At 40.7% G+C, this 25556-nt stretch carries 35 protein-coding genes and 1 tRNA gene; 23 read left to right on the forward strand and 13 right to left on the reverse strand.

Annotated elements, in window-relative coordinates; translation table 11 throughout:
* The first annotated feature begins 23 nt into the window (after positions 1-23).
* From MKY77_RS07990 to MKY77_RS08045, 12 genes are all read left to right on the forward strand, one after another.
* Positions 24-1121 (forward strand): hypothetical protein, encoded by a 1098-nt coding sequence (locus MKY77_RS07990; RefSeq protein WP_339149695.1) that lies wholly within the window; start codon positions 24-26, stop codon positions 1119-1121.
* A 92-nt stretch (positions 1122-1213) separates the two neighbouring features.
* On the forward strand, positions 1214-1366 hold the full coding sequence (locus MKY77_RS07995) for a hypothetical protein (protein ID WP_339149696.1): 153 nt from the start codon (positions 1214-1216) through the stop codon (positions 1364-1366).
* A gap of 59 nt (positions 1367-1425) precedes the next feature.
* Entirely contained in the window at positions 1426-1779 is a 354-nt protein-coding gene (locus tag MKY77_RS08000) for a DUF1360 domain-containing protein (RefSeq protein ID WP_339149697.1), read from the forward strand.
* A gap of 110 nt (positions 1780-1889) precedes the next feature.
* Positions 1890-2342 carry a YhcN/YlaJ family sporulation lipoprotein gene (locus MKY77_RS08005; protein WP_339149698.1) on the forward strand — a complete coding sequence of 151 codons (453 nt, stop codon included), beginning with the start codon at positions 1890-1892 and terminating at the stop codon, positions 2340-2342.
* 13 nt (positions 2343-2355) lie between these two features.
* Positions 2356-2832, forward strand: coding sequence for a stage V sporulation protein AC (gene spoVAC, locus MKY77_RS08010; RefSeq protein ID WP_339149699.1), 477 nt, complete (start codon positions 2356-2358; stop codon positions 2830-2832).
* Positions 2832-3851 carry a stage V sporulation protein AD gene (spoVAD, locus tag MKY77_RS08015; RefSeq protein ID WP_339149700.1) on the forward strand — a complete coding sequence of 340 codons (1020 nt, stop codon included), beginning with the start codon at positions 2832-2834 and terminating at the stop codon, positions 3849-3851. Before spoVAC ends, spoVAD begins: the two co-directional genes overlap by 1 nt.
* On the forward strand, positions 3851-4207 hold the full coding sequence (spoVAE, locus tag MKY77_RS08020; protein ID WP_339149701.1) for a stage V sporulation protein AE: 357 nt from the start codon (positions 3851-3853) through the stop codon (positions 4205-4207). Before spoVAD ends, spoVAE begins: the two co-directional genes overlap by 1 nt.
* A gap of 15 nt (positions 4208-4222) precedes the next feature.
* Positions 4223-4399, forward strand: coding sequence for a hypothetical protein (locus tag MKY77_RS08025; RefSeq protein WP_339149702.1), 177 nt, complete (start codon positions 4223-4225; stop codon positions 4397-4399).
* 145 nt (positions 4400-4544) lie between these two features.
* On the forward strand, positions 4545-5405 hold the full coding sequence (locus tag MKY77_RS08030) for a DUF421 domain-containing protein (RefSeq protein WP_339149703.1): 861 nt from the start codon (positions 4545-4547) through the stop codon (positions 5403-5405).
* Positions 5406-5453: 48 nt separating this feature from the next.
* Positions 5454-5699, forward strand: coding sequence for a hypothetical protein (locus MKY77_RS08035; RefSeq protein WP_339149704.1), 246 nt, complete (start codon positions 5454-5456; stop codon positions 5697-5699).
* A 440-nt stretch (positions 5700-6139) separates the two neighbouring features.
* Positions 6140-6280 (forward strand): YjcZ family sporulation protein, encoded by a 141-nt coding sequence (locus MKY77_RS08040; protein ID WP_237661600.1) that lies wholly within the window; start codon positions 6140-6142, stop codon positions 6278-6280.
* A 154-nt stretch (positions 6281-6434) separates the two neighbouring features.
* Positions 6435-6695: a stage VI sporulation protein F gene (locus tag MKY77_RS08045; RefSeq protein WP_237661601.1), complete on the forward strand. Its 261-nt coding sequence runs from the start codon at positions 6435-6437 to the stop codon at positions 6693-6695.
* Between the two features lie 181 nt (positions 6696-6876).
* Here the strand turns inward: MKY77_RS08045 and MKY77_RS08050 are convergent, their stop codons facing one another.
* The 3 genes from MKY77_RS08050 to MKY77_RS08060 form a co-directional block, all read right to left on the reverse strand.
* The gene (locus tag MKY77_RS08050; RefSeq protein WP_339149705.1) at positions 6877-7347 is read right to left on the reverse strand and encodes a hypothetical protein; all 471 of its coding nucleotides are present in this window, start codon (positions 7345-7347) and stop codon (positions 6877-6879) included.
* A gap of 38 nt (positions 7348-7385) precedes the next feature.
* Positions 7386-7586 (reverse strand): sporulation histidine kinase inhibitor Sda, encoded by a 201-nt coding sequence (gene sda, locus MKY77_RS08055; protein WP_339149706.1) that lies wholly within the window; start codon positions 7584-7586, stop codon positions 7386-7388.
* A 160-nt stretch (positions 7587-7746) separates the two neighbouring features.
* The gene (locus tag MKY77_RS08060; RefSeq protein ID WP_339149707.1) at positions 7747-10035 is read right to left on the reverse strand and encodes an ATP-dependent helicase; all 2289 of its coding nucleotides are present in this window, start codon (positions 10033-10035) and stop codon (positions 7747-7749) included.
* A 131-nt stretch (positions 10036-10166) separates the two neighbouring features.
* On the opposite strand from MKY77_RS08060, the gene MKY77_RS08065 reads away from it, so the two are divergent.
* Together MKY77_RS08065 and MKY77_RS08070 are read left to right on the forward strand one after the other, a co-directional pair.
* Positions 10167-10433: a hypothetical protein gene (locus MKY77_RS08065; protein WP_339149708.1), complete on the forward strand. Its 267-nt coding sequence runs from the start codon at positions 10167-10169 to the stop codon at positions 10431-10433.
* A gap of 30 nt (positions 10434-10463) precedes the next feature.
* Entirely contained in the window at positions 10464-11372 is a 909-nt protein-coding gene (locus tag MKY77_RS08070) for an MBL fold metallo-hydrolase (RefSeq protein ID WP_339149709.1), read from the forward strand.
* Here the strand turns inward: MKY77_RS08070 and MKY77_RS08075 are convergent.
* The 4 genes from MKY77_RS08075 to MKY77_RS08090 all read right to left on the reverse strand — a co-directional run bounded on the left by MKY77_RS08075 (position 11342) and on the right by MKY77_RS08090 (position 14120).
* A complete protein-coding gene (locus MKY77_RS08075; RefSeq protein WP_339149710.1) occupies positions 11342-12046 on the reverse strand; it encodes a DUF421 domain-containing protein in 705 nt (234 codons plus the stop codon). The genes MKY77_RS08070 and MKY77_RS08075 overlap by 31 nt on opposite strands.
* A gap of 109 nt (positions 12047-12155) precedes the next feature.
* On the reverse strand, positions 12156-12581 hold the full coding sequence (locus MKY77_RS08080; protein ID WP_339149711.1) for a GNAT family N-acetyltransferase: 426 nt from the start codon (positions 12579-12581) through the stop codon (positions 12156-12158).
* A 3-nt stretch (positions 12582-12584) separates the two neighbouring features.
* Positions 12585-13106: a YjcG family protein gene (locus MKY77_RS08085; protein ID WP_237661608.1), complete on the reverse strand. Its 522-nt coding sequence runs from the start codon at positions 13104-13106 to the stop codon at positions 12585-12587.
* A 288-nt stretch (positions 13107-13394) separates the two neighbouring features.
* A complete protein-coding gene (locus MKY77_RS08090; protein WP_339149712.1) occupies positions 13395-14120 on the reverse strand; it encodes an esterase family protein in 726 nt (241 codons plus the stop codon).
* A 376-nt stretch (positions 14121-14496) separates the two neighbouring features.
* Here MKY77_RS08090 and MKY77_RS08095 point away from each other — a divergent pair, with 376 nt between their 5' ends.
* Genes MKY77_RS08095 through MKY77_RS08110 form a run of 4 tightly spaced genes read left to right on the forward strand, consistent with a single transcriptional unit; the run spans position 14497 to position 17692 of the window.
* Positions 14497-15270, forward strand: a complete 774-nt coding sequence (locus MKY77_RS08095) for an ABC transporter ATP-binding protein (RefSeq protein WP_339149993.1) — start codon at positions 14497-14499, stop codon at positions 15268-15270.
* The gene (locus tag MKY77_RS08100; protein ID WP_339149713.1) at positions 15267-16022 is read left to right on the forward strand and encodes an ABC transporter permease; all 756 of its coding nucleotides are present in this window, start codon (positions 15267-15269) and stop codon (positions 16020-16022) included. Before MKY77_RS08095 ends, MKY77_RS08100 begins: the two co-directional genes overlap by 4 nt.
* Before the next feature lie 24 nt (positions 16023-16046).
* The gene (locus tag MKY77_RS08105) at positions 16047-17042 is read left to right on the forward strand and encodes an aliphatic sulfonate ABC transporter substrate-binding protein (protein ID WP_339149714.1); all 996 of its coding nucleotides are present in this window, start codon (positions 16047-16049) and stop codon (positions 17040-17042) included.
* A gap of 59 nt (positions 17043-17101) precedes the next feature.
* On the forward strand, positions 17102-17692 hold the full coding sequence (locus MKY77_RS08110; protein WP_339149715.1) for an SCO family protein: 591 nt from the start codon (positions 17102-17104) through the stop codon (positions 17690-17692).
* 71 nt (positions 17693-17763) lie between these two features.
* Here the strand turns inward: MKY77_RS08110 and MKY77_RS08115 are convergent, their stop codons facing one another.
* On the reverse strand, positions 17764-18315 hold the full coding sequence (locus tag MKY77_RS08115) for an HD domain-containing protein (RefSeq protein WP_339149716.1): 552 nt from the start codon (positions 18313-18315) through the stop codon (positions 17764-17766).
* Between the two features lie 78 nt (positions 18316-18393).
* Complete coding sequence (locus MKY77_RS08120; RefSeq protein ID WP_342515687.1) at positions 18394-18669, reverse strand: hypothetical protein; 276 nt, start codon at positions 18667-18669, stop codon at positions 18394-18396.
* Between the two features lie 83 nt (positions 18670-18752).
* Here MKY77_RS08120 and MKY77_RS08125 point away from each other — a divergent pair, with 83 nt between their 5' ends.
* From MKY77_RS08125 to MKY77_RS08140, 4 genes are all read left to right on the forward strand, one after another.
* On the forward strand, positions 18753-19064 hold the full coding sequence (locus MKY77_RS08125) for a hypothetical protein (RefSeq protein WP_339149718.1): 312 nt from the start codon (positions 18753-18755) through the stop codon (positions 19062-19064).
* 89 nt (positions 19065-19153) lie between these two features.
* A tRNA-Val gene (locus tag MKY77_RS08130) sits at positions 19154-19225 on the forward strand.
* A gap of 353 nt (positions 19226-19578) precedes the next feature.
* Positions 19579-19902: an SCP2 sterol-binding domain-containing protein gene (locus tag MKY77_RS08135; protein WP_339149719.1), complete on the forward strand. Its 324-nt coding sequence runs from the start codon at positions 19579-19581 to the stop codon at positions 19900-19902.
* Between the two features lie 466 nt (positions 19903-20368).
* Positions 20369-21373 carry a DUF3231 family protein gene (locus MKY77_RS08140; RefSeq protein ID WP_339149720.1) on the forward strand — a complete coding sequence of 335 codons (1005 nt, stop codon included), beginning with the start codon at positions 20369-20371 and terminating at the stop codon, positions 21371-21373.
* Between the two features lie 31 nt (positions 21374-21404).
* Here the strand turns inward: MKY77_RS08140 and MKY77_RS08145 are convergent, their stop codons facing one another.
* Together MKY77_RS08145 and MKY77_RS08150 are read right to left on the reverse strand one after the other, a co-directional pair.
* The gene (locus MKY77_RS08145) at positions 21405-21734 is read right to left on the reverse strand and encodes a CHY zinc finger protein (RefSeq protein WP_339149721.1); all 330 of its coding nucleotides are present in this window, start codon (positions 21732-21734) and stop codon (positions 21405-21407) included.
* A gap of 23 nt (positions 21735-21757) precedes the next feature.
* Positions 21758-22279 (reverse strand): hypothetical protein, encoded by a 522-nt coding sequence (locus tag MKY77_RS08150; protein ID WP_339149722.1) that lies wholly within the window; start codon positions 22277-22279, stop codon positions 21758-21760.
* Between the two features lie 739 nt (positions 22280-23018).
* On the opposite strand from MKY77_RS08150, the gene MKY77_RS08155 reads away from it, so the two are divergent.
* On the forward strand, positions 23019-24005 hold the full coding sequence (locus MKY77_RS08155; RefSeq protein WP_339149723.1) for a CheR family methyltransferase: 987 nt from the start codon (positions 23019-23021) through the stop codon (positions 24003-24005).
* 310 nt (positions 24006-24315) lie between these two features.
* Here the strand turns inward: MKY77_RS08155 and MKY77_RS08160 are convergent, their stop codons facing one another.
* A complete protein-coding gene (locus tag MKY77_RS08160; RefSeq protein ID WP_339149724.1) occupies positions 24316-24858 on the reverse strand; it encodes a hypothetical protein in 543 nt (180 codons plus the stop codon).
* Positions 24858-25538, reverse strand: a complete 681-nt coding sequence (locus tag MKY77_RS08165; protein ID WP_339149725.1) for a cobalamin-dependent protein — start codon at positions 25536-25538, stop codon at positions 24858-24860. The genes MKY77_RS08160 and MKY77_RS08165 overlap by 1 nt, the downstream gene beginning before the upstream one ends.
* Positions 25539-25556 lie beyond the last annotated feature (18 nt).

The raw sequence follows: 25556 nt of genomic DNA on the forward strand, positions 1-25556 counted from the left end.
GGAGAGTTTAGGGAGGGATAAGCATGAAAAGCTTCAAAAACGATGATAAAATTATCCTACAACAGAAAATCATACATTTAGGTGCGGAAGTGAAACGACTTACAGCAGTTGTGGAAAGGTTGAACAGTAAGACTTTCTTAAAAAACTTAGAAAAAGAAAAATTGGAACAGGAAGAGAAAATCCAGGTGCTAACCGAACAGCTTGCGAGGATTGTAGAGGAAGGGAACGAAAAGGTCAATCATCTTCAGCGGGAAAATGCGCAATATCAGCTTGAACTTTCAAAGCAAAGGGAAATGCACGTCAGTCGTACTTCAACCTTGCAGGATGAAGTGTTTGAATTGAAAAAAGAGCTCACCAAACAGAAGGATGATCATCAAGGGAAGCTGGTAACCATCAGCAATGAGGTCCATCAACTAAAACAACAATGTGAGCTGGAGCGAACAGGTCATCTAAAGGCACTGAATCTAAATGAGGAACTAACTGCTGAAATGGAGAAATTAAAAAGGGAACTGGATAAACAGAGTGCCATCAATTTTGAGTTGAAAGAAGAGCTCACAAAACAGAAGGAAGACCATCAGGGAAAGCTGGTAACCATCAGCAATGAGGTCCATCAACTGAAACAACAATGTGAGGCGGAGAGAACAGGTCATCTAAAGACACTGAATCTAAATGAGGAACTAACTGCTAAAATGGAGGAATTAAAAAGGGAGTTAGATAAACAGAGTGCCATAAATATGGATCTCGAAAAAGAATATGAGATGGTAAAGGACACTGTTAAAGGCCTTTTAATAAAGATTGAGAGCTCCAATCAGGCTCATGAAGGATATCAAACCATCGCGGATATCAATGAAAAACTGGAGGGAGAGAATCAGTCTTACCGTAAAATGATTGCGGATTTGGAAGAGGAAGTGAAAACCTTATATGATGAGAATTCTCTTTTAACAGAAGACATAAAAAAGCTAAATGAATGCGTAAACGACCTGGAAAAGAAGGGGGATCAGGTGATCCACAATTCTACTAAGGTTTCCAGTTTGGAAGGTAAGAAAACAGCTTCTCCAATACAGGAAGGTGATACACGGATTCAATCTTGGTTCTATAATAATGTGAAAAAAAACACATAAATCTATATGAGTAATGATAGATGCGGAAAACCTTTTTGTCGAAAACGCATAAGATAAAGTATCTTATACTACGAACAAATTGGAGGTTGCATATGAACTACTATCATTATTCAGGCCAACCAAAACCTACAGCTGGTCAAGTGAAAATTATTTCTTCAAGTAATAACTCCTCTTCTTCGAACAAGAAAAAGAAATCCTCCGGTTGTGGCTGCGGTAAAAAGGCAAAAGTTATCCGAGAAGATTAATATCAACAATACTAATTCTCCTTTTCATACATATCATCAATATGAAAGGGGGAATTTTTTTGCTTGAAAGCTGGTTTTGGTTTCTTCTGCTTGGACTTGCCAGTTTCCGTTTAACGAGGCTAATAGTACTGGATAAGATAGCGGCTTTCATTCGAAGGCCTTTTATGGAAGAAATCGAGGAGAAGAATGATAAAGGTGAGATAGAGGAGTATATCGTCCTCAAAGGGAAAGGGATCAGGCGTTGGATCGGAGAATTACTTAGCTGTTATTGGTGTACAGGGATATGGGTAACCACTGGTTTATTTCTCTTAATGATGTTTTATCCTCTTGCAGGGAAGCCCGTCCTGTTTATCTTGGCAGCGGCTGGAATAGCAGGAATTATTGAAAGCATATTATCAAAATTAATTGATTGATTCTGGCTCTCCATGTGGAGGGCCCTTTTTAATGGAATTTTTTATACATAATTTCTAGAACAGTAATGAATATTAAGGAATAGATAAATGATGGAAATTGAGGTGATAAAATGAGAGCTGTTTCTTTGTTTTTAGTTTTAACCGTGTCAGTGGTCCTTTTGGCAGCTTGCGGGCAGGGAGAGGTCAAGGAAAGAGTGGAGGATACAGTCATGCGTACCTCCAATGAGCAAAAAGAGAAATCGGATAAAGAACAACGGGCAGAGAAAATTGCCAAAGACTTTAAAGAGGTCAAGGGAGCTGTAGCCTATGACACAGAAGATGAATTGGTTGTTGCATTCCATGTTACACAATATCAAAAGTTCTTCACCGAGCAGATTGAAAAGAAAGTAAAAAAGGCACTGGAAAAGGAATTTCCGGATGAAAATGTGGTTGTTTCCCATGACCTGAAAATGCGTCTGGAAATCGAAAGGCTGAGAAGGGATGTCGAGCAAAAGGACATCTCAGAAAAGGAACTGGAAAAGCGGATTAAAAAGATGAAAACCTTAAGAGAAGAAAAAGCATAGGAGGTGTCAGTGGATGAGCGGGAATGACAAGCAGCTTACCCCGGAACAAAAGGCATATCAGCAGTTTGAACAAACGCGGGAGTTAAAACGACCTGTATGGAAAAACTGCATCATCGCTTTTTTGGTAGGGGGAGTCTTTTGTATAGTTGGTCAGGCGATACAGCTGATGTATATATACTTTTTTAATTTTACGGAAGTGACGGCCGGGAACCCAACGGTTGCAACGATGATTTTCATTGCGATGCTGTTGACGGGCTTTGGGGTGTATGACAGGATCGCACAGTTTGCAGGAGCGGGTAGTGCTGTACCTGTTACAGGTTTTGGAAACGCGGTTATTGCGGCATGTATTGAACATAAGACAGAGGGTTTCGTGCTTGGAGTGGGATCAAATATGTTCAAGCTCGCAGGATCGGTCATTTTGTTCGGGGTATTTTCTGCCTTTGTAGTTGCATTGATTAAAACAATTGTGGTTTCGTTAGGAGGATTCTGATGCTGCAAGGAAAACAATCTTGGATTTTTGCCAATAAGCCTGTCATTACATCAAGTGCTGCAATCGGAGGTCCATTTGAAGCCAATGGTCTACTTGCTAATGATTTTGATATGCTTCATAAAGATTTATGGCTCGAACAAGATAGCTATGAAAAAGCGCACAAGGTCTTGCTAGAGGAGGCATGCGAGACGGCAGTGAAGAAGGCCGCTCTTGACCTTTCCCAAGTGCAGTTTTTATTGGCCGGTGACCTGATCAACCAAATGACACCTTCCAATTTCGCTGCAGAATCACTTGAAATGCCATATATAGGTGTATTTGGTGCCTGCTCGACATCAATGGAGGGATTGGCATTGGCGGGGTTTTTGGTGAACTATGGCGGTGCAAATTATTGTCTGACAGGTGCATCAAGCCATAATGCTGCTGTAGAGAAACAATTCCGCTATCCGACAGAGTATGGCGGTCAGAAGCCTCCGACTGCACAGTGGACCGTGACTGGGGCTGGTGTGGGACTTATAAGCAAAGTTGGGGTGGGGCCACGAGTAACCTCTGCAACCATCGGAAAAGTAATAAATATGGGATTAAAGGATCCTTTTAATATGGGAGGGGCGATGGCGCCTGCCGCAGTGGATACGATACAGGCTCATTTCAAGGATACAGGAAGGGACCCATCTTATTATGATTTGATAGTAACAGGTGATCTCGGGGAGATTGGCAGAGAAATTTCCCTGCAGCTATTGAAGGAAAAAGGCTTGCAGATAGAAGATTCCCAATATCAAGACTGCGGATTGATGATCTATGATAAAAGCCAGCCTGTACTTGCTGGTGGCAGTGGTGCTGGCTGTTCTGCTGTTGTGTTGTATGGCCATTTATTGAATGAGATGAAAAAGGGGAAATACAAAAGGATACTTCTCATTGCTACTGGCGCCTTGCTCTCGCCTCTTTCCTATCAGCAGAAGGAATCCATTCCATGTATTGCCCATGCAGTTTCTATCGAGATGGAGATGGGAGGTGTCAGCTGATGTTGTTATCCTTTTTTTGGGCGTTTGTGGTAGGAGGGCTTATTTGTGTGATTGGCCAGATCATGTTTGATGTATTTAAGCTTACGCCTGCACATACGTTGAGTGCGTTGGTGGTTGCGGGAGCAATACTGGATGGCCTTGGTTTGTATGAGCCCTTGATTGCATTTGCAGGAGCTGGAGCAACCGTTCCGATTACAAGTTTTGGAAATTCATTGGTTCACGGTGCATTGGAAGAGGCGCAAAAGCATGGGTTAGTAGGTGTATTGACAGGGATGTTTGAAGTGACAAGTTCCGGTATTTCAGCAGCCATTGTGTTCGGATTCATTGGGGCTTTGTTGTTTAAACCCAAAGGGTAGAGGAGAGGTATGTAAGTGGATGAGAAACTTATGCTAACCTATAATCGTGCCAGCCTGAAAATGATACGGAATAACCTACACGTCTATGCTATGGAAGCAAGTGACCCGCTAGCGCAAACCACTTACCACGAATCCATGATGAAAATTGATGACATCATCTCTAACATCGACTTAAAACTAAAGGAGATGTGAAGGGCAGGGCAAGAAGAAAGAAAGAGTGAAGGGGGTTGTTCTGTTGTTTTAGTGCTTTAGTGTGGTGAAAGGGGTCTGACCCTCATTGTTCTAAAGCACTAAAGCGTAGTCCTTACCTCTCTTTTTATTGAACGGAGTGATTGTGATGCCACAGTGGGTAGAGATTGCTGTGCGGTCTTTTTCTATAATTATTGGGTTGTTTATCATTACGAAGCTTTTGGGGAAGAAACAGCTGTCGAAGCTGTCTTTTTTTGAGTATATAGTGGGCATCACAGTGGGGGATATTGCCGGTACATTGTCCATGGATAGGGATTTAGATTTGAAGAACGGTGTGACAAGCATTTTAATATGGTCGCTCTTTCCACTTGTGACCTCACGGATATCTTTGAGGAGCAAGCGATTCCGAGATTTCGTAGAGGGTAATGCTACAGTATTCGTGAGAGACGGTAAAATACTGGAGCAGAACCTGAGGAAGGAAAAGTACACAATAGATGAGTTTTTGGAACAACTCCGTAAAAAGGATATATTTTCGATAGAAGATATCGAGTTTGCAACGCTTGAATCGAACGGTGATTTGAGTGTGCTTTTGAAGAAGGAGAAACAGCCTGCAACCTACGGGGACCTGTATTCTGAAGTTCCTCATCTAAAAGAACCTCAGACAATCATCATGGATGGGGATATCCTGGATGAACCACTAGCTCAGCTTGGTTTGAATCGTGCATGGGTGGATGCGCAATTGGAAAAGCTGAATGTCCTGATTGAAAATGTCTTCATAGCTCAGGTTAACCCCTGGGGAGAGATGAGTGTGGATTTATATAATGATCACTTAAAAACTCCCCCTATGAAGGAAAAGCTTATGACATTTGTGACGTTAAATAAATGTTCAACAGATCTCTCCTTCCTTAGTATGATTGCCACCTCGCCTGAACGCAAAGACCTCTATAAAATTGCCGCCGAAAGTTTGTCAGAGCTAAGTGTGAAGCTGCGCCCATTGTTGAAAGGCTAAGCTTCCCGTCTTGCTACACTCTCATATATTAGTTTGAGGTGAGCGTGAATGAGCGAATTTGATTTCGGCGAAGAACATTTGAAGTTTCTTTTCGAGAGGTGGAAGGTGCATGAAGGTCTAACCGAAGCAGATAAACAGGCTAAATTAAATATAAAAAGTGCAGATGAGGGTTTCGCACACATTCAACAGTTGGAAGCGAGGATGAACAAATATATCGGAAATTTGGAGCGGTGGATGGAAGGGAAAGTGAGTACCGCGGCGACAGATATTGATGAAGAGGAAAATGATAAGTGATGGGTGTTGTGTGATGCGAGGGGAAGTGGTTCCTTCGCTTTTTTGTGTTTGGGTTGGAGATAGCGGTTGTATGGGTAGGTGTGGATGGGGATATTTTGTAGTGTTTTTTCCAAGTGGTAGAAGTTTGCCGCCAAACTGTAGAATCACGGCTTCAAAAGGTAGAAGTAGCTCGCTAAAGAGTAGAAGGCTGGCTGGGAAAATAGAGAGAGGCAAAGGGCTAACCAAAAAGGCTGATTGATGCCCAGAGCGTCAAGGAGAAGGTGGTGTTGGGAAATTGAGAATACCCCAAAATGGCAGTAACTTTTTCAGAGATAAAGGGATCACCCTTCCTTCATTCAAAAAAATTCCGCAAAACAACACATTGCCCGTATAAGTGCCCATACCGTTTTTTAAAAGATACATATAGTAATAGGGAATCTTCATTAAGGAGGTGCGAGATTATGGGTTACTATGGAGGCTATCCTTATGGCGTAGGTGGAGCTGGATATGGCGGCTACGGCCATGGAGGCAGCACGTTCGTGTTAATCGTTGTTCTATTCATTCTTTTAATCATCGTCGGTTGTGCGTGTAAAGGTTACTAATATTTAATAAGAAACAGAAGATTACGGTTGATTCCGTGCTTTTCTGTTTCTTTTTTAGGGTACTTATTTGAGCCTGTTTAAAAGTGAAGTGTTTTGTGTCACCATCATAGGCTCACACTCATACAATGTGATATATCCGAGAGGAGGATGTTTGGTGGATAATAATTTATTTAAAGGTATAGAAAAGAAAACCGGCGTAAGTATGAAAGATGTATTTGAACTTGCCAACTCCATGCAGAATGCGAATTTCAAAGATGAGCAGACGGTTCGTAACTTGGTTTCGCGGGTAGCGACGATGGCGAATAAGAAGGTACCTAAAGAGTTGGAAGATAAAATTGTAAATACATTGGTTAATGGGAATAAGCCTGTCGATATGGGAACTATATCGAAAATGTTGAATGAGAAGAAAAAGTAAATAAACATCTGCCCACCACGTTCAAGTGGATAGGGCGGATGTTTTTTTGCTGACTGAAATTAACCCTGCTGAACTTCGTGCCTCCCGCTGGGCGTTGCTTGAGCCTCATCACAACGCTTCAGGGGGTTCAACTCCAATCCTCATTTAGAGAGTTGTTGCAAAACGAAAGGTCCTATCTTACCTACTCAATCGTCCCCAAATCCTGAAGCAATATATCTCTATCGGCGTCTTTATCGATTGCTGTGGATGCTTCTTCTGCAAGCTTCATATATCTTTCCTTTGAAACAGTGTCTCCACAAAGGCTGTAAGCGCGGGCCATGGCTTCGTAGGCAAATGCCAAGTCGAAATCCTTGATGTCGTGCTCCAAGACGATATCTAGGTTTCTTTTTGCATGCACAAGGCATGGTTCTGGCCTGTTCAACACGGCATAGACCCTAGAGATTTGCCATTCTCCGCGGGAGAAATTCACAGGACCGCCTACTTCGCCCCAATGGAAGCGAGAGGCATGTGCTTTATGTATCATTTGAAAATCTTCTTCTGAAGTGCGTTCATTTTTCTCCATAAGGTCCCATACTCCATTGAATAGGTGGATGGCAGTTTTTTTATGGAAATCACTTTGTAGGTTGTTCTCTATTTGAGTCAGGTTGGCCATTTCAAATAAACCTCTTTTCCCTAATAATTATCTATATTCTAAATAATAACATTTTCCATTTTGGAAAGGGAGGTGATATTGTACAAGGGGCCTTTTTTTCGTTTCATCAGCTCGGATTCCAGCAGTTTTATAAAGTAATGATCCAGGTTTTCCGCAATCGCATGGTCGTATGCGAATTGGAGGGATTCGTCAGACAGTTGTTGGATGGAACAGTTATCATGAGTATCTAATGTTCTCATCTATATGTCCCCCTTTCTACACGTCTATAAAGGTACATACCCAGATACAGGTAGAATAAACCTACTTTTTTACTATTCAAATAATAAAGTATCTTAGTCGTTAAAGGTTGAAAAAAAGAAAGAACGCAATTCCAAAAATATAGCAGGAATTGCGTTCTTTCTAAAGAATATCTCTAAGAAATCGACTCATGTAAGCCTTTTTGCCACGGCGGTTCATGGGGACGGAAATTTGTAAAGTTTCTTTTGCTCGTGTCATGGCTACATACAGGAGGCGGCGTTCTTCTTCAAGGGCCATGGGTTCTCCGTTGCGGAAGGATTCCAACGCAAAGTCGTGCGGCAGGCTGCCATCGACGGCGCTTAGTATATAAACATTTGTATACTCCAGTCCTTTAGAGCGGTGGATCGTTGAAAGATGTATGGCATTGCTGTATTGCTTACTTAATCTTTTCATTTCTTCCGTTTTGGCGATCATATCATCCACATGATCAAGGAATTCCGAGCTACGCTTGAATTTACGGGCGACAACCTTTAGATCCCGGATGTCATCGGAGCCTTTTTCAAGGGCATTTCCTTCATTTCCGCGCTTTTTAATATAGTCATCAAAGCCCATGTCCTTTTCAATCATCTCGAGAGCGACAGAAGGAGAAACGTTAGCCAAAGTTTTAAACAAAGGAATGATCCTCTTTATCTTTTTCACTTGGAAAGGCTGGACATTCGTCAGTTTGCTCAATGCCTTAACTAAACTGCAATCTTCTAATATACTAATCGCTTTTGCATCCTGCATGTTCGATTGTTTAAGAAACAAGGCGGGAAGTATGTCCGACAAAGCTTGAACGTCATTTGGATCCTTGCTCAGCCGTAAAAAGCCGAGTATCCCTTTTACAATCCTTCTTTTATAAAAGCTTTCATAATCCTGATCCAGCTTGAACGGTAAACCTGATTGCGACAACCTTTCGAAAATAGCCCTTGCAGCACTATGGGTCCGATATAACACGGCCATGTCAGCTGGGCTTGCACCTTTTTCGATTTGTTCCTTCATATCCTGAACAATGATGGTGGCTTCCTCTTCTTCATCATATGGGAAAAAAAGGACAGGAAAATATTTGTTATCCCTCTGTGCGATCATGCTCTTTATACGACGGCTCTTATTCTTAACAATCACCTGGTTTGCCGCAGCTACGACGGTATGGGTAGATCGATAGTTCGCGGATAGTGTCACGACTTTTGTTGAAGGAAAATCGCGATGGAAGTTTAAAATATAGTCCGGACTGCTGCCTCGGAAGGCATAGATGGACTGATCATCATCTCCAACAGCACATATATTTCCGCTTTCTACCAATAGTTTCATGGTTTCATATTGAACCTTATTAATGTCTTGGAACTCATCAATTAGAAAATAACGAAAACGCTTCTGATATTTTGCTAATAGAGCAGGATTTTCCAAGAGGAGTTCATAACAACCCAGCAGCATATCATCAAAATCAAACACATTCTTTTCTTTTTTCCAGTCCTCATAGTCCTGATACAAAGATTGGAACTGTTCTTCCAGTTTGCTGGTAGCTTTAATCATGTTTGGTGTTTGCATATTGTTCTTCCAATAGCCGATTTGTTGAATCGCTTGGTCAAAAGGGAAGTCTTTTTCATCGAGTCCAAGTTTACGGCCGGCTGTCTTAAGAAATTGTTCCTTCTGCCAATCCCATTTTAACAGGTTGTCACCGTTCCAGCGGGTGGGATGGTGGTGCTGTAGCACTCGGTAGAAAATGCTGTGGAACGTGCCAGAAAGGAGGTTCGCAAAATTGTGGTTACCTGGTGACTCATATAATTGAAGTCGTACCTTCATTTCATTGGCCGCCTTCGCTGTAAAGGTGATCAACATGATGGATTTTGGATCTATCTGTTTCTCCTGTACCATGTAGGCAACCCGCGTTATCAAAACCCTTGTTTTTCCGCTTCCGGCACCTGCCAGTACGAGTAAAGGTCCTTCAACGGTTGAGACGGCTTCTTGTTGAGCCGGGTCAAGAAAAATATTTTTTTCTTGTAAAGTATGGAAAAACCCACTTAAATTCTTATGTCTTTTCGTAAGTTCTTTAATAAAGACAGGTAGTTGGGTAAGTGGCATTGGTGCCTTCCATTGCTCATCGGATGTTTCTTTCTCGGCTACAATGGTCCTAGATTTCGGATAACGAAAACCGTCCCGTTCTATATATTCCTGCTGTTCAGTCATCCGCGTATTTGTTAGCGGCATTTCCTTCTCTTCTTTATGGTCTATTCCTACATCTATGTGATAAAAATGAGGTTCTTTTTGCAAGCCAAGATAAAACTTGACTTTTTCCCCACAGATATTACAGAAGAGTTCGCCTTTCACTCCAGCGTCATGTACCTCCTGATATAGCTCTCTTGCCATGTTATTAATATGTATGTTTCGTTCATACCAGCGTGCAGACTTCATATGTAAAGACTCCTTTATAACAGTCAATCTAATTCATAGTAACACATATTATATAGAGAGAACACGAGTCGATGGAAGTTTGTGTTTTGCAAATAAAGGGAAAAATATAGTAGGTCAGAAAGGGGAGAAACATGATGGGATATGTATTACCAGTACAGATGGATGCCTACACACAATATGCGAACCGAACTGTTTCTGAAAAACAGCGTATCAGGCTTGAGCCGGTAATCAGGCCGACATTCTACAGGATGGACCCTCAGCTTTCCTGGCAAGAAATCCATCGAAATGCTAAGCACCACCATTTAAACCTTAGTAAGGAAAAACAAGCCTCCCGCATTTCCGATAAATTATTGGCTGATATAACAGGAAAAGGGCGACACTTTAACGAATCCATCTAGTAGTTCGCAAATATAAGGAGTGCTTTTAACGTGGAGCTACATTTCATAACTAATAATGTTTATTATTTTCAAGCTTCCGTCAATATCGGGTATGTTCGTTTTTCTGAATCCGAAGGAATGCTTATCGATGCTGGGCTGGAAGATCAAACAATGAAAAAGGTCTTGAAGATACTGGACGAAAAGGGACTCCCGCTCTCCCATTTATTCATTACTCATGCCCATGCGGATCACTATGGTGGTGCTGCCTACCTTCAGAAAAGCAGACAGGTATATACGATGGCACCTTCTTTTGAGTCTGCAATACTCCAAGAACCTTTGCTTGAGCCACTTTATCTTTTTCACGGGACGAATCCGATATCAGAGTGGCGAAATAAATTCCTCGAAGGCAAACCGATTCATGTGGATTTGGTGGTGAAGGAAGAAGGACCGGTGGAACTCGGGGGTGCTATATTTCGTACCGTTGCGCTACCGGGCCATAGCTATCACCAATTTGGAATCATCGTATCCGATATTCTCTTTGCAGCAGACGCTTATTTCGGGAAGGACATCATACATAAGCATGGCATTCCATATATAGTGGATGCAAAAGAAACACTAGAAACCTTGGGGAAAATAAAAAATCTCCCGTGCACAGGAGCAGTTCCTGGACATGGCAGATTTGAAACAGATTTTATTGAAACGATAGAAGAGAATATAAAAGTGCATCACCAAATCGAAGCTATGATATTCTCCTTGATAACCGGGGAAACAACTGGTATTGCCTTCGAACTGTTAGTTACGAAGGCATGTACCGAGAAAGGTATCACCGTCAAGAATGTTCCAAGCTACATGCTTTTCCGAACGGCTGTGACCGCATACCTGACCCAATTAATTCAAGATCAGAAAGTCACCTTTCAAATAAGGAATAATCAATTGGTGGTGGAATCCTCTTTCGAATAAGGCATCACATAGATAGGCTTCCCCTCTTCCCATTCGGCATATATAATGTCCTGTGGTGTGTGGTAGCCTGTCTTTTTTAGTTCATTTAACACCCATTGCTCGGAAAGATTGAATTCGTCCAAATTATCACTCAAAATTTCCCCATCAGAAATAATGGGGGTGGGGAGTGTCACCTTACTGGAAGGAATCTTCATATCCTTATTTATTGGAGTGGCAAATGAGTGCTTTTTAAGGACACTCACCGTTCCGTCAGTTTCAAGTAAGGCATATTCTACCTCTTGGATGGAAAAAGCACCTTTTGAACGCAGCAAGTGACGTAATTGATCAATATCAAGCTTTGATTTTTTTAATTCCTTTTTATTTATTTCCCCTTTATGGATGACTATGGATGGTCGTCCCTCCAATATTCCTCTGGTTTTGCGCCATTTTTGTGTAATGGTTTCCAATAAGAATATAAGAAGCCCCCATAAACCCAGGGCGAAAAGGATTTTCACCACGCCAATCTTGTCATCATACAAAGCGTTTCCGACAAGCTCACCTAAAACAAGTGCGGAAATGAAGTCAAAGGGAGTTATTTGGGTTATTTGAGTCTTACCTAAAAGTTGGGTAATCAAAAACAAGGAAAAAAAACCGATTACCAATTCCACTGCTATACGTCCGTATTCCATCGTCATATGTATTCATCCTTTTTGTATGTCCATGTCGTTAGTATGGATAAAGAAAAGGAAAACTATGAAAAAAAAGGATGGCTCTCCTCAGATTTTCTTATGGAGAGTCATCCTTTTAGATATTTTTAGTCATCGTTACATGTGGTATGCCGGCATCCATGAAAACATCTGACACGGTCTCATAGCCTAGCTTCGCATAAAATGGTTCTGCATGCGTTTGAGCATTCAATTTCAGCACATGCATTTCTTTTGTTTTAGCATACTCTTCGATTGTTTCCATGATAAGGCGTCCAGCCCCTTTGGATGAACGGTATGAAGGAAGCACACAGATGCGCTCAACTTTTCCTATTCCTGAGACAACCCTGAATCGTCCAGCCCCAACCGCCTGGTCCTCATCATAAAGCACGAAATGAGTGGCATCTTCTTCATATTGGTCTATTTCTTCTTCTAGTGGTACATTCTGTTCTTCTACAAATACAATCTTACGAACAGAATAGGCATCCTGCAGTTGTTCTTCGTTATCCACTATTAGTACGTGCAAGTCTCAGCAGTCCTTTCCAAAGCGAAATGTTTCATAAACGGTCCACATGCCATCTTCCAATTGATAAAGAAGGTGGAAGCGATCGACCATTTCTTCGTGTTCAATATTGGTCATTTTCAGTGTCCCTAGTACATCGGAATGCTCGTCATCTGACAGGTTCTGACCGATGGTAATGTGGGGAACATAAGAAAATTCACGATTATCCTGAAAGTATCCTTTACCAGAATGAAGCTTCTCATGCAGGCTCAGTAGTTCATCCGTCGGGTCTACTTTAAGATAAATGACATTGTTTACTGGAGCAAAGGAGCTCACTTTATAGATGTTCAAAGGGATTGGAGCTGTTTCTTTTGCGATAGAAGCAAGCTCGTCTGTCACAGATTTCATATCATTTTCATCAATTTCAAAGGCTGTTTTTAATGTCACATGCGGTGGAATTAGTGCATAGTGCGCATCATAACGTTTTCGAAATGAATTTGCGAGATCTTGTAATTTTTTTGTTGGAAAAATAGCTATTCCATATTTCATCCAATATCCCTCCTGTTTGCTTTTTTGCGATATAGCGTCTTATGTATTTATTTTATCGTAATTTTTTTGAAATGGATAGACAAGTTTCTTTATCATTCTTAAATAACTAATCATATTACTCCCTGTAGCTTTTCGTTCCGGATGTTCGCTTTCCGCGGGGCGATGCTTGAGCCTCCTCACTTCGTTGCGGGGTCTCAACCTATCGCTATCTCCCGCAGGAGTCTCACATCCTGCACTCCAAGCCACAGGGGAAATTCTCAATCCAATCAAAAACTATTGCACATTTGGTTAAGATAGCATTTTTGGCAGGGCTTGTTTCAGGTCTGGTTGCCAGTAGGTCCATGTGTGGGTTCCTTCGAACTCTTCATAGATAACAGAAAAGCCTTTTTCCTTCATTAATTTATGCATGGCGCGATTTGGTTCGATGAAGTTTTTCTTCTCGCCTTTTGTGGTTGGTACCTCCGTTTCTTTTTTACCAATCACATGATATAGAGAAAGGAAAGAAGGCTGTGCAAACTCTTCCACTTTCTTCATCACTTTATCATCTACGTAAGGGGATTGCATGATCACTTTCCCAAATGTATGAGGATAGGAAAGTGCCGTCATCAAGGAAACCGTTGCAGCTAATGAATCTCCGATAAGGGCACGTCCCATTCCCATTTGATACGATGGATATTTTTCATCGATATATGGAGTCAACTCATGTGCAAGAAAGCGTATGTAGGCACTGTTCTTGCTTCCATCTGGATGATATTTATCCCAGCGATCTTTCACATCTTTATATGGAATGCCGACAATTATCGTATTTTGTATGTCATTGGCTGCAAGTAGTTTATCAGCTGTACTCCCGATGCGACCAAGCGTGAAATAATCTTTCCCGTCTTGTGCAATCAGGATATTGTACTTATATAGTGGCGAATAGTTAGCTGGTGTATATACCATTAAAGTCATTTCTTCCTTTAATTCGTTGCTGAACAGGGTGAATTCTTCGATACGCCCAACATTTTTACTCATTGTTCATTCCTCCCATGGTGCCTTGTCTAATCTGGTAAGCGCTTTATCCACTATCATACCATATCTTTCCCCAATATGTTGAATGGTAAGACTTGATGTCGACTAGAACGATTTGTGTTCACGTTCTCTCCCTGTTTCTTTTCGTTCCTCACAACGTCTAAGGGGTCTCAAACTACCGCTACCTCCCGCCGGAGTCTCTCTCCCCTTGCACTCCAGTCAACAGGGGAAAGATATGTCACCAACTTACCCAACAAAAAATCAATTATTTTCTGTCAATATATTGACCTTTCGCACATACGTTATATAATATATTTTATCCCATTAATCCGATTAAACTAATATGGATTATGCGAAAAGTGTAAAGTAGGTGCATAAGTTGTTTTTGCAAATCTCAGATATTACAAAAGTTTATACACAACAAAATATTGATAATATAGTACTTTCATCTATTAATGTTGATATACAAGAAGGAGAATTTGTTTCCATTCTTGGGCCATCTGGCTGTGGAAAGTCCACATTGCTATCCATGGTAGCGGGTTTACTTAAACCATCAGAAGGAGAAATCCGACTGAAGGGATCGGCTATAACAAAGCCTGGAAAAGACAGGGGGATGGTGTTCCAGCAGGCTGCCCTGTTCCCTTGGATGACGGTGGAGGAGAATGTGCTATTTGCGATTCGTGACATGAAAAACAAGGGAGAAAGGGAGGCAAGAGCACTCTACTACTTAAAGATGGTGCAGCTCGGCAGTAATCTGAAGCAATATCCCCATGAATTATCAGGGGGGATGCAACAGAGGGTTTCCATTGCACGTGCATTGGCAATGGATCCGACCGTCTTGCTGATGGATGAACCATTCGGTGCGCTTGACGAACAGACTCGCTTGAGACTGCAGCAGGAACTAGAGAGTATCTGGCTCCAAACGAAGAAAACGGTATTGTTTGTGACTCATAGTATCCATGAATCCATTAAGCTATCAGATAGGATTTTGGTAATGGGAACAAGACCTGGAACCATCATCGCTGACATGAAAGTGGATGTAGAGCGTCCTCGATTACGTACGAATGAAAAGGTTGCTCATTTAGAAGCACAAATTAGTGCCATGCTAGAAAAAGAGATTGATAAAGTCGTACAAGAGGAGCTGAGCCGATGAAACCTGGAGTAAAGCGACTCGTATTTTTTGCTTCACTATTTATAATTTGGGAAGTTGCAGTGCTTTTAATTGGTTGGTCTCCTGCGGTTATGCCAAAGCCTTCCAATGTAGCGATTGCCCTTTATCAGGGGTTCATGGATATGACACTGGTATATGACCTTGCTGCAAGCTTTAAAAGGCTAGGAATAGGATTGTTCTTGGCCTTGATTATAGGAACATTACTTGGGATATGGCTAGCGAAGTCCAAAACTGCGGATGAAACAGTGGGGACCCTTGTTCTAGCGCTACAAAGTGTACCGAGTATCGTATGGTTGCCGCTTGCTATCATATGGTTTGGCTTTAACGAAACGGCCATTATTTTTATTGTGACCCTTGGGGGGACTTTGGTAATGACCATTAATATGAGGATGGGAATCAAAAGTGTCCCTCCGTTATATATAAAGGCAGCTTCCACGATGGGAGCATCCGGAATTGAAATGTTTTGGAAAATCATTTTACCTGCTTCAGTTCCATACGCGGTGACAGGAGCGAGGCTCGCGTGGGCATTCGCATGGAGAGCGCTGATGGCAGCTGAGCTGCTTAGTATGGGACCTGGTTTAGGGTACACGTTGAAATATGCAGCGGATTTCGGTCAGATGAGTCTGGTATTCGGTGTTATCATCATCATTTGTGTAATCGGTTCAGTGGTAGATTTAGTTATCTTCCAGCGCTTTGAGAAAAATGTCATTAAACGCTGGGGCTTGGAATTATAAAAAGCGAGTATGGGAGGAAAAGAGATGAAAAAAGGTTGGTTGTTGGTAAGTGCATTGTTTCTATTATTAATGGGGGCTCTAGCGGGATGTGGATCAAGTACAAGTGGGACCAATGGTAAAGAGAAAGTTATAATCGGTTATTTTCCCAATATAGATCATGTGCCAGCGATGGTTGCCCGTGAGAAGGCTTTGTATGAAGAAGCGTTGGGTGACAAGTATGAAGTGGAATATAAAACATTCCCTGACGGCGGCGCATTCATGACGGCTTTGAAAACAGGTGATATCCAGGCTGGATTGGTTGGTCCTGGACCAGCGATGAACAACTATGTAAGTGGGGCAGATGTAAAGGTTGTGGCTGGTGCATCATCCGGTGGAACGGTAATCATTGCTAGCAAGGAAAGTGGAATCACATCTGTTGAAGGGCTTGATGGGGCAACATTCATCACACCTGGAGTTGGGTGCACACATGATGTGCAGATGGAAACTTTCCTGAAAGACTTTGGATTGACGTCAGCTCGTATTGGTGGAAGCATGAAACATGTAACAGGGAACCCTGCCCAATATGGCGGGATGTTTGAATCCAAAAGCGTCGATGCTGCAGCGGTGCCAGAACCATGGGCTTCTCTTCTATCGATTGAACATGGTGCAAATATTCTGGTTGATAGCGATGAGATCTCTTTCGGTACAACGCTGCCTAACACAATCTTCGTTACAAGTGGAAAGTTGATTGAAGAAAACAACGAACTTGTTAAAAAGTTAGTGGATGCACATCAGGATTCCGTTGATTTTATCTCGGAAAATCCAGAAGAATCCAAAGAGATTGCTATCAAATCAATCAAGGAACTGACTAACCAAGAGCTATCAAGAGAAGTGATTGATTCTGCATGGGAAAGAATCCGCTTTACTCATGAAGTGGACGCGGAAGTGGTGCAAGAATTTGCTAACTCTTCCTTTGATCTTAAATTTCTGAAAGAGAAACCGGATTTCACGGAATTCATTGATACTCAGTTCGTTGACTAGCATTATAAAGGAGTGTCGGGCTATAATGGTCTCGACGCTTTTTTTACGAGTTTGGAGGGATGAATTTGAAGAAGCTTTGGCCATTGGTTGCAATTATATTTTTACTTCTTCTTGCCGGTTGTGCGAGCAATGAAGTGAACTTAGATGAAGAATTTTCAATGAAACTGGAAGTTGGTGAATTGGAAGGTGTTAATCAGGATGGACAGTCTATTTCCATTTCAGAAAAAGACGGGGGATATTGGTTGGCCAATTTCATTTTTACAAATTGTGATACGGTCTGTCCTCCAATGACTGCCAATATGGCAAGGGTCCAGCGTGAAATGCAAGAATCCGGTTTGGTAGTACCGATTGTATCTTTTAGCATCGACCCTGAAAATGATACACCAGATGCATTGAAGGAATATGGTGATTTGTATAAAGCGGATTATTCGGACTGGAATTTTGTAACAGGATATGATCAAGAAACAATCGAGCGCTTTGCAAATGTATCTTTCATGGTTCCAGCTTCTAAAGAGGAAGGCTCAGATCAGTATATGCATAGTACGAGTATTTTTCTTGTAGACAAGGAAGGGTTTGTACGGGAATCTTACAGTGGTTTGGATGTACCATTGGAAGAAATCATGGATGACTTAAAAAAAGTTATAGACTAAAGTAATAGCAAGTAAGGGTTTTCAATAGGGTGTAAAGGAAGAGGTGGCAGCAATCGGCTACCTCTTTGTTGTTAGATGGATTGTTCGTGCGAGTGGGAAGATAGTTGTTGTTTTGGTAGATAGTGATCGACGAGTTGGTCCAGGTAGTTAATTTTTTCAAGCGCTGTGGCTTTATCTACTTGTTTGTAGTGGTGGTTGCCTCCCGTTTCCTCGTCCATTTCATCTGCAAGTTTCACGACCTTTTGCAAGGGGCTCCTCTTTACGTCGATCTCAGGGAGGTAGGAATCGGTGTGCAGAAGAATGGCAACAGAGATCTGTTTGGCTTTTTGTGGGTTTTCTCCTAAACGAATCAATAGCTTGTGTGCACGCTCCGCACCTTTTATCGCGTGAATGTCATTTTCTCTGTATAGCTCATAATCCCATTTTCCTTGCCTGTACCATTCATAATGTCCAATGTCATGAAGTAGAGCAGCTTTTGTAGCCAAGTCGACACTTACATTATATTTAAATGCCAGATGGAAGGCATGGTTGGCCACTTCAAGGGCATGAGCAATCCCGGATCGTTTTAAATACTTTTGTGTAATTGGGTGTGTAAAAATATCTGTTAATGTCACTTCTCTCATGAAAGTCTCCCTCCTGTAAAAATGTGTTTCTTTATAGAATATCATAATTATTAGCAAATGTGCAAGAAATATAAGTAATTAGATGACTTCGTCCACATATTTTTTCTTCATTGGACGAAAGGAAAGCATATTTTGTAGAAGAAAGGTCCTTTTCATTTGACGAAGGTAACAAAAAGCGACGATGGACTGTTCCTTGATCTCTAAGACCATGATGTTCCTTTGCGTGATAGCTCCGTTCTTAGCCATATAAATCATTTCAATGGGGGTTCTGGAAACTTTGTACTGCTCAAGCAATCGATGCATATTATCATCTCCTTTACTCTTATTATATACGAACGTACGTTTTGTATACAAGAAAAAACACGAACGTATATTCTGGTTGTTTTCTGTCGTGTAAGGAATATACTAGAAATATAAAAAGGGGCAGGTGGTATATTGTGAAAGCATCTACAACATTAAAATGGGTGACTGGAGGAATGGAGGCATTTTTGGCAATCCCGTTTCTTGGGGGCTTAACGGTTATGGGATTCGGGTATTCCCCGTTAACGCTTATGCTAATTCTACATATCATCACATTGGTGTTTAGTGTAAAAGAAGGTCAAAAATTTCATGGTAGTATTTGGGGGATTGTCGCATCCTGTTTAGGCTGGGTCTTTTTGCTTGGTTGGTTCCTCCACACCATAACGGCTATAATCCTGATGATTGATGCTTTTGCTTCAGGCAGAATTGAAAAAAGAAGGCAGGTATAACCGTTCCCTATTGGGCGGTTATTTCTTTTTAAAATCTTCTTTACAAACAAGAATGAACTATCTATAATAATATATACAGTCGCATACACGATCTGATAGTTCAGTGGGAGAACACTACCTTGACAGGGTAGGGGTCGGGGGTTCGAATCCCTCTCAGATCATCTTATAAAAAGCTGCAATCCTCCAATAATAAAAGGGATTTCAGCTTTTTGTTCGTTCTATACCATTGCCTACCTGCAACCTAACTATTAACAATTTAATTGGGATAAAATAATTATCCTTGCATCTAGCCACCTTGAAAAAATATAAGTGTCCGTTTTTTTAAGAAAAAAGGTATTGAAGTGGTTGGATTTAGGGTTTTGGGAAACAGCTGTAAGTACCCAAATTTAGATATGGTATGAATTTTTAACCACAGTCTTGAGTAATTAAGGAACTGTGGTTTTTTATAGGGAAATAAAGGATAAAAGTAACGCATTATCGAAATAAGGAATAGGAGAGAAAAGGAGGATGCAGTATGGATGTAAAAAGTACATTTCAGGAGCTACAAATGAAAATGAATGAAGAGCCTGAAGGGATTAAGGATTTAAATGCAATTTTTCAATTTAATTTAAGCGAAGGAAAAGTATATCAATTTTCATTTCATGAAGGGGTGGTGGAGATGTCTGCTGAGGAAGCGCATTCACCAGATTGTATACTACAGTTATCCGACGAAAATGTTTTGAAAATGATGAAAGGTGACTTCAATACGACGATGGCCTATATGACCGGTAAGTTGAAGGTGAAAGGTGACCTTGGATTGGCATTGAAGCTTCAATCAGCATTGGAAAGGTATAAATAGCTCGAAAAATGAAAGACAGGCGGCTTCCTCGCCTGTCTATTTTTTTGGTTTTAATGATACCGTACAGGCAATTTCTAGTGATTTGAATATACTTTTAATAGATTAATAGAGGAGGTGAAAATATTGGGAGTAGTATTTGTTGAATGCAAAAAATGCTGTAAGAAGAAATGTAAATGTCCTCACCACTGCAGACCTTTTCCTCCAGCAAACAACGCTGTGAGGGGAGCAATGGAAAGCCGCCGCCATCATGGTTGTGGATGTAGGGTCGGTGCTTCTCGTTTTTACAAATATGCCGACTAGTAGAAATAAAAAATAGATGAGCGAAAATCGCTTGTCTATTTTTTATTATGCTAGAAAAGTACAAGCAACATCTATCATTTTTCGTACTATCTGCTATGAATAGCTAAATTACTTTTGAACCAAACTAATAGTAATTTTTTATTTCGAAAGGCAGGTCCGCCATCAAATGGAGAATTCTCATGATAATATCCGCCTCACATCAGCAGAAATCGGCCACCTATGGAGTAGTTACTTGTTTGAAACGTCTGTTCACCATATGTTCCGATATTTTTTGATACATGTGGATGATCAGGATATTGCAAAATATATTGAACATTGCCTTGGTGTCTCCAAACGACATGTTCATCATTATATGGATATTTTCAAAAGAGAAGATTTTCCAATCCCAAGGGGGATTACTTCGGAAGATATCAATACGAAAGCGCCGCGATTATTTTCCGATGTATTCTATCTCCATTATATAGACGGGATGGCCAAGTTTGCACTTAATGGCTTTGCGCTTGCGGTTACAGAGGTATCACGCAAAGATATTAGAAAATTATTTCATCTTCATATTGATGCACTTCAACAAGTAACAGAAATGGGAAAGAGGTTATTGCTAGAGAAAGGAATCTACTCAAGACCTCCTTATATCTCCACGCCAGCAAGTATTGAGTTTGTGAAAAACGGTCATTTTTTTGCAGGTTTTACGAATGAAAAACGACCATTGACAGTTTTGGAGATGAACCAGCTTTTTCAGAATGTGCGCTCTAATGCTTTGGGTAAGGCCTTGTTGAAAGGCTTTATGCAGGTGACGCATAATAAAAAGTTGTGTGCGTACTTTGAGAGAGGAAAACTATTGTCCAACAAATATGTGACGATGTTTTCTACCATCCTCTTGAAGGAAGATTGCAATGTTCCTTCCACGTATGGTAGTGAAGTAATGGATGCAACCATTTCCCCTTTTTCGGACCGTTTTATGTTGAATCATGTGACGCACTTGATTACTTACGGAACGGCAAACTACGGTTTATCTTTGTCTTTGAGTCCTAGGAAAGATCTTGCTTTGATGTATGTGAGGTTAATGGGGGAAGTGATGACGTATGCAGGTGATGGTGCAAAGCTATTGGTAAAGCATGGATGGTTGGAGCAGCCTCCGACAAAGGTAGACCACAAGCTTTGTGAGGAATGAAAAAATAGAGGTTCCGCAGACGGGGAAACCTCTATTTTTCAAAATATAGATGATAATGTAGTTGGCAACCTGGATTGAAGCTGGATTGGCACGCTGGACAAATGGAATGGCTGTTCAAATACTCGTGAATCGTCATTTCGGTTTTACAGTTCCCACAGAGAATAGCTTTAGTGTGAAACCCGTCTTTTGGCCATACGCTGATAGAGTGATTTGCGTGTTCTTTGTGACATTGAAAACAAGGGTAATACTCCCCACAACAATGAAACTTGATGGCGATGATATCATTTTCAGAATGATAGTGGGTGCAACGGGTGAAACTGTCCACTATGGAGCCGAGTACTTTAACAGTCATGGTATTCATCTCCTTATCAAATGATTTTATTTTTAATTAGGTTGCCAAACAATTTCACCAGACCTATTTTCTTCATCTATTTCTACTTGGAAATCATGTTTTTCATAGAAATGAACTAGGCGATCTACATGATCCCAATCGCGCTTAGCGATGTCCCCGGTAATACAATGGATATTTTGATTTTTGGCCACATCCTTAAGGTAATTCATGCAGATAGAGCCGTATCCTTTGTTTTCTGGACCCTTTATATCCCCAATGAAAATGGTGTCGTCCTTTTTGTAAGTTGCCTGGATGGAGAAATCCCACTGGCCACGATACGCCGACTCGCAATCGTTAAGCATGATCTTGCAGGAGTTATTGTCGTAATTTGTGTAAACGACCACCCAGTTATCGTCTTTCGTTTGATCAATGCCGATCACTTGCCATTTTTTAGCGATTTCTTTCATGTTTTCTTTCATGCGGAACATTTGGAATTCCAAATCGTCTAGTTCCTGTTTGATTTCTTCTTTATCTCTTGTCTCTTCTTCGGCCATAAATAAGCTTGTGAAAGACATCCAATTCCCCCTTTTATTTATAGGTTTTATTTGATTTCCGCAAATGCCTTCGCTCTCCAGTTAAAAAAGACGCAATCTCATTTTCGAAAATGCGAATCTATAAAAAATCTTCAAAGATGGTTATTTTCCGAGCAAAATTGACAATCAGCATATTATTATACAGGTGCTTTACAAAAGTTTCAATTTACAGAATGAAAAGATAAAAGCAAGTCATCACAAAGGACAACTTGCTTCTATCTTTTTATTCGAATAAAGGCGCTAATAAATGATGTATAGCGCAATTAGTAACTTGCTTCATCACAAGCATTATAAGATGTCCAGCTACATGGACATGATTTATAAATGACATAAAAGTATTATATTCGTTTGCCGCGGTATAATTCCATGGTAGTTTCCCTTACTTAAACAACGTAAGCCCTACCTCTCATACGTCCTTACGGCTCCTAGGCCGTGCCAGATCGATTAAGCCTCTGTGAAAAAACTATATGGAACGCCAGTGCATCCTTGTGACACGTTGGTATTGCTTAAGAATGTCATAACGTTCTTCCTTTCTATATCAAGTTACTAATATGAGTGGGCTTGCACCCAATCTCTTATTATACATCATAGGAATTGAAAGTCAACTGTATAAAATAAAACTCGATTTTTGTAGGAATTTTTTTTGACAGAAAACTTCAGAAATTTGTTAAAATAGAAAAAAGACAGAGAACAAGATGAACAATTTATAGGGAGACTATATATGTTAAGTCAAAACTTAAAAGAGTTAAATCAATCTTCAATTAGTGTAGAAGAGTTCCTGAGAAACAATGAATTGACTGATTTTATCCAGAACACTATATTCGCAGGCATTTTGAAAAAGAAATTAGAACTATGTGAAAGCGAAATGCGGCTTTGGATTGCAGGCTGTTCAACAGGACAAGAAGTTTATTCCCTGGCCATTCTTTTGAAAGAGCATATTGCATCCTTGAATATGGAACAGGAAATGGATTTCAAGATCTATGCCACTGATTTGGATTATGATTCAGTAAAGATTGCTGGTGCGGGAGTGTATCCTGACTACGCGTTTAAAAGTGTATTACCCAACATATTGAATAGGTATTTTGATAAGAAACAGGAATTCTATGTGGTGAAAAAAGAAATAAGAAAGCATATCATTTTTGCACCACACAACATTGCAAAAGATCCAGGGTTCCATCACCTTGATTTTATCAGTTGCAGGAATGTACTGAATTATTTTCAGCCGACACAGCAGCAAAAAATTATTTCATCCTTCCATCACTCTTTGAATGAGGATGGTTATTTGTTTCTTGGACAGTTTGAAACAGTAGGTGAGTTCAAAGAACTTTTTCACTCAGAAAATAAAAGATGGAAAATATATAAGAAACAAATAATCGCTGAACGAAATCGCAGCCAGGATGCAGGCCTCCATGCTATACAAGACAGAAGTGCAGAGGATATGGAAAAACAAGATCTGAAAGATAAGTTAATGGAAGCTAACGAACGTATTTACAACCTCCAAACCAAGTTAGAGCGGATACACATGGATTACGAAGGGAAATACGAATTACTTAAAATCGATTCCTACCATCCTATTCTCTTTATAAAAGGACTATTGCAGATTATCAAAAAGCAGGAGTTATATAAAGAAGAATATGCCGGTGCCATGCTTGTAGAATTGAGAAAACTCGAACACACCATTGATAATTTTATGGTAGATGGGCATTAGAAGTATAAGATTGAAAAAAAAGCTTGGGCATGTGAAATGTCCAAGTTTTCAGACTGTTGACAAACTATAAATTAGTTAGGTTATCGATTGGAAGAGTTGATCTGCGTTGCAGGAGCTTCGCTTTCCGCGGGCAGTCCGGAAGCCTCCTCGGGCTACGCCCTGCGGGGTCTTCCATGTCCTTTCTTCCCGCAGGAGTCTTCGCTCCTTCCACTTCGATCAACTAGAGAATTTTATTATTTTTAGCTTCGTCTACACACTGAAAGCTTGGGCATGCGAAATGTCCAAGCTTTTTTTCTTTGTCATATTTTATTTAAGAACGAAGGATGCCTTTTATATCTTCAAGTTCGGATTGGATCAACTTAATATACTCGAGCTTTCCTGCTTCTGAAAGATCTTCCTCAATTATACCAAGCAAGTCGTTTATAGTGTTGATTTTCCGTTCCGCCTGCTTCCGATTAAAATCTGTCAACTCAGGCTCAAGTTCAGTCGGATTTGGTACCACATCATTCCAATCACGCGTCTGAATTTGCTGACGCCATTGTTGGTACTCCATTTGTACATTATTATAGGAAGAGGTTTCGTCCAAACAAACAAGGTGGATCAACTTTTCCTTCTTTTGATAATTGAAGTACACCGTAAACAGGGAGGTGGGAGAGTCCGTCGTTTTCAGATTCAACTCCATCTTTCCTGGAGAAGGTATACTCAAAATTCGTTTTATTTTTGATTTGCTATCTAAATCTACCAGGTCCAGAAAAGAGGACACTGGATGAAAAAGGTGAGTGACCGGTTTGGATACATTCACAATTTGAAAGTCCTCGGTCAGCTTCAGATAGGGTACGGGAATCCGGTACATTACATTAGCACTCCTTTATCAACGGCTCCGGCTTCTTTCTGATTATCTTCCAGCCATTGGAAAAGGAACGATGTATCCTTAGCAATGAGTGTGTCCGCCATGCAGCATGATTGAAAGGCAGATTCAGCATGCAAGCGGCTGCCAACTATAAAAGTAGTGCCAGGACGTTTTTGCTTTAGTCTTTTGATCGTCTCTTTTAACGTGGGAAGGTGATGTCTGATGGAAATAGAAATACATACAACTTCCGGCTTCCATTTTTCCAAACTATATTCTGCATAGTCCAATGGAAGATTGGACCCTAGGTCGTACACATCCCAACCATACTCTTCAAAAAGAGAGGAGGCCATTTTTAATCCCAAATCATGCTCTTCTCCCTCCACGCAAAAAAACATAGCACGTGGAGCAGGGGGTTTATTTTCTATCAACTTATTACTTAATTTCTCTAAGTGATATTTGGACAATATCAACTCACATGTACCTGTGGCAAGATGCTCATGGGCCACTGTAATTTGATTCTGCTCCCACATCTCGCCAATGCGGTACATGGCATCGCGTAGGATGAAATCGTATATAAAGGAACTATTATATCCTTGATTCATGGATTCTTTAACACTGTTCCAACCTTTCAATAAATCTTTCTCAAGCAAGTATTCGGATAGTTTCTTGGAGATTTCATTCATTAGACTCCTCCTATCAAC

This window comes from Sutcliffiella sp. FSL R7-0096 (assembly GCF_038595065.1).
Lineage (GTDB): Bacteria > Bacillota > Bacilli > Bacillales > Bacillaceae_I > Sutcliffiella_A.

What these genes read in the sequence shown, in the direction of transcription:
- MKY77_RS07990 (WP_339149695.1), top strand. Translation starts at nt 24, where the DNA reads ATGAAAAGCTTCAAAAACGATGATAAAATTATCCTACAACAGAAAATC.
- MKY77_RS07995 (WP_339149696.1), top strand. Translation starts at nt 1,214, where the DNA reads ATGAACTACTATCATTATTCAGGCCAACCAAAACCTACAGCTGGTCAA.
- MKY77_RS08005 (WP_339149698.1), top strand. Translation starts at nt 1,890, where the DNA reads ATGAGAGCTGTTTCTTTGTTTTTAGTTTTAACCGTGTCAGTGGTCCTT.
- spoVAC (WP_339149699.1), top strand. Translation starts at nt 2,356, where the DNA reads ATGAGCGGGAATGACAAGCAGCTTACCCCGGAACAAAAGGCATATCAG.
- spoVAD (WP_339149700.1), top strand. Translation starts at nt 2,832, where the DNA reads ATGCTGCAAGGAAAACAATCTTGGATTTTTGCCAATAAGCCTGTCATT.
- spoVAE (WP_339149701.1), top strand. Translation starts at nt 3,851, where the DNA reads ATGTTGTTATCCTTTTTTTGGGCGTTTGTGGTAGGAGGGCTTATTTGT.
- MKY77_RS08030 (WP_339149703.1), top strand. Translation starts at nt 4,545, where the DNA reads ATGCCACAGTGGGTAGAGATTGCTGTGCGGTCTTTTTCTATAATTATT.
- MKY77_RS08035 (WP_339149704.1), top strand. Translation starts at nt 5,454, where the DNA reads ATGAGCGAATTTGATTTCGGCGAAGAACATTTGAAGTTTCTTTTCGAG.
- MKY77_RS08040 (WP_237661600.1), top strand. Translation starts at nt 6,140, where the DNA reads ATGGGTTACTATGGAGGCTATCCTTATGGCGTAGGTGGAGCTGGATAT.
- MKY77_RS08050 (WP_339149705.1), bottom strand. Translation starts at nt 7,347, where the DNA reads ATGGCCAACCTGACTCAAATAGAGAACAACCTACAAAGTGATTTCCAT.
- sda (WP_339149706.1), bottom strand. Translation starts at nt 7,586, where the DNA reads ATGAGAACATTAGATACTCATGATAACTGTTCCATCCAACAACTGTCT.
- MKY77_RS08060 (WP_339149707.1), bottom strand. Translation starts at nt 10,035, where the DNA reads ATGAAGTCTGCACGCTGGTATGAACGAAACATACATATTAATAACATG.
- MKY77_RS08065 (WP_339149708.1), top strand. Translation starts at nt 10,167, where the DNA reads ATGATGGGATATGTATTACCAGTACAGATGGATGCCTACACACAATAT.
- MKY77_RS08075 (WP_339149710.1), bottom strand. Translation starts at nt 12,046, where the DNA reads ATGACGATGGAATACGGACGTATAGCAGTGGAATTGGTAATCGGTTTT.
- MKY77_RS08085 (WP_237661608.1), bottom strand. Translation starts at nt 13,106, where the DNA reads ATGAAATATGGAATAGCTATTTTTCCAACAAAAAAATTACAAGATCTC.
- MKY77_RS08090 (WP_339149712.1), bottom strand. Translation starts at nt 14,120, where the DNA reads ATGAGTAAAAATGTTGGGCGTATCGAAGAATTCACCCTGTTCAGCAAC.
- MKY77_RS08100 (WP_339149713.1), top strand. Translation starts at nt 15,267, where the DNA reads ATGAAACCTGGAGTAAAGCGACTCGTATTTTTTGCTTCACTATTTATA.
- MKY77_RS08105 (WP_339149714.1), top strand. Translation starts at nt 16,047, where the DNA reads ATGAAAAAAGGTTGGTTGTTGGTAAGTGCATTGTTTCTATTATTAATG.
- MKY77_RS08110 (WP_339149715.1), top strand. Translation starts at nt 17,102, where the DNA reads ATGAATTTGAAGAAGCTTTGGCCATTGGTTGCAATTATATTTTTACTT.
- MKY77_RS08115 (WP_339149716.1), bottom strand. Translation starts at nt 18,315, where the DNA reads ATGAGAGAAGTGACATTAACAGATATTTTTACACACCCAATTACACAA.
- MKY77_RS08135 (WP_339149719.1), top strand. Translation starts at nt 19,579, where the DNA reads ATGGATGTAAAAAGTACATTTCAGGAGCTACAAATGAAAATGAATGAA.
- MKY77_RS08140 (WP_339149720.1), top strand. Translation starts at nt 20,369, where the DNA reads ATGGAGAATTCTCATGATAATATCCGCCTCACATCAGCAGAAATCGGC.
- MKY77_RS08145 (WP_339149721.1), bottom strand. Translation starts at nt 21,734, where the DNA reads ATGAATACCATGACTGTTAAAGTACTCGGCTCCATAGTGGACAGTTTC.
- MKY77_RS08150 (WP_339149722.1), bottom strand. Translation starts at nt 22,279, where the DNA reads ATGTCTTTCACAAGCTTATTTATGGCCGAAGAAGAGACAAGAGATAAA.
- MKY77_RS08155 (WP_339149723.1), top strand. Translation starts at nt 23,019, where the DNA reads ATGTTAAGTCAAAACTTAAAAGAGTTAAATCAATCTTCAATTAGTGTA.
- MKY77_RS08160 (WP_339149724.1), bottom strand. Translation starts at nt 24,858, where the DNA reads ATGTACCGGATTCCCGTACCCTATCTGAAGCTGACCGAGGACTTTCAA.
- MKY77_RS08165 (WP_339149725.1), bottom strand. Translation starts at nt 25,538, where the DNA reads ATGAATGAAATCTCCAAGAAACTATCCGAATACTTGCTTGAGAAAGAT.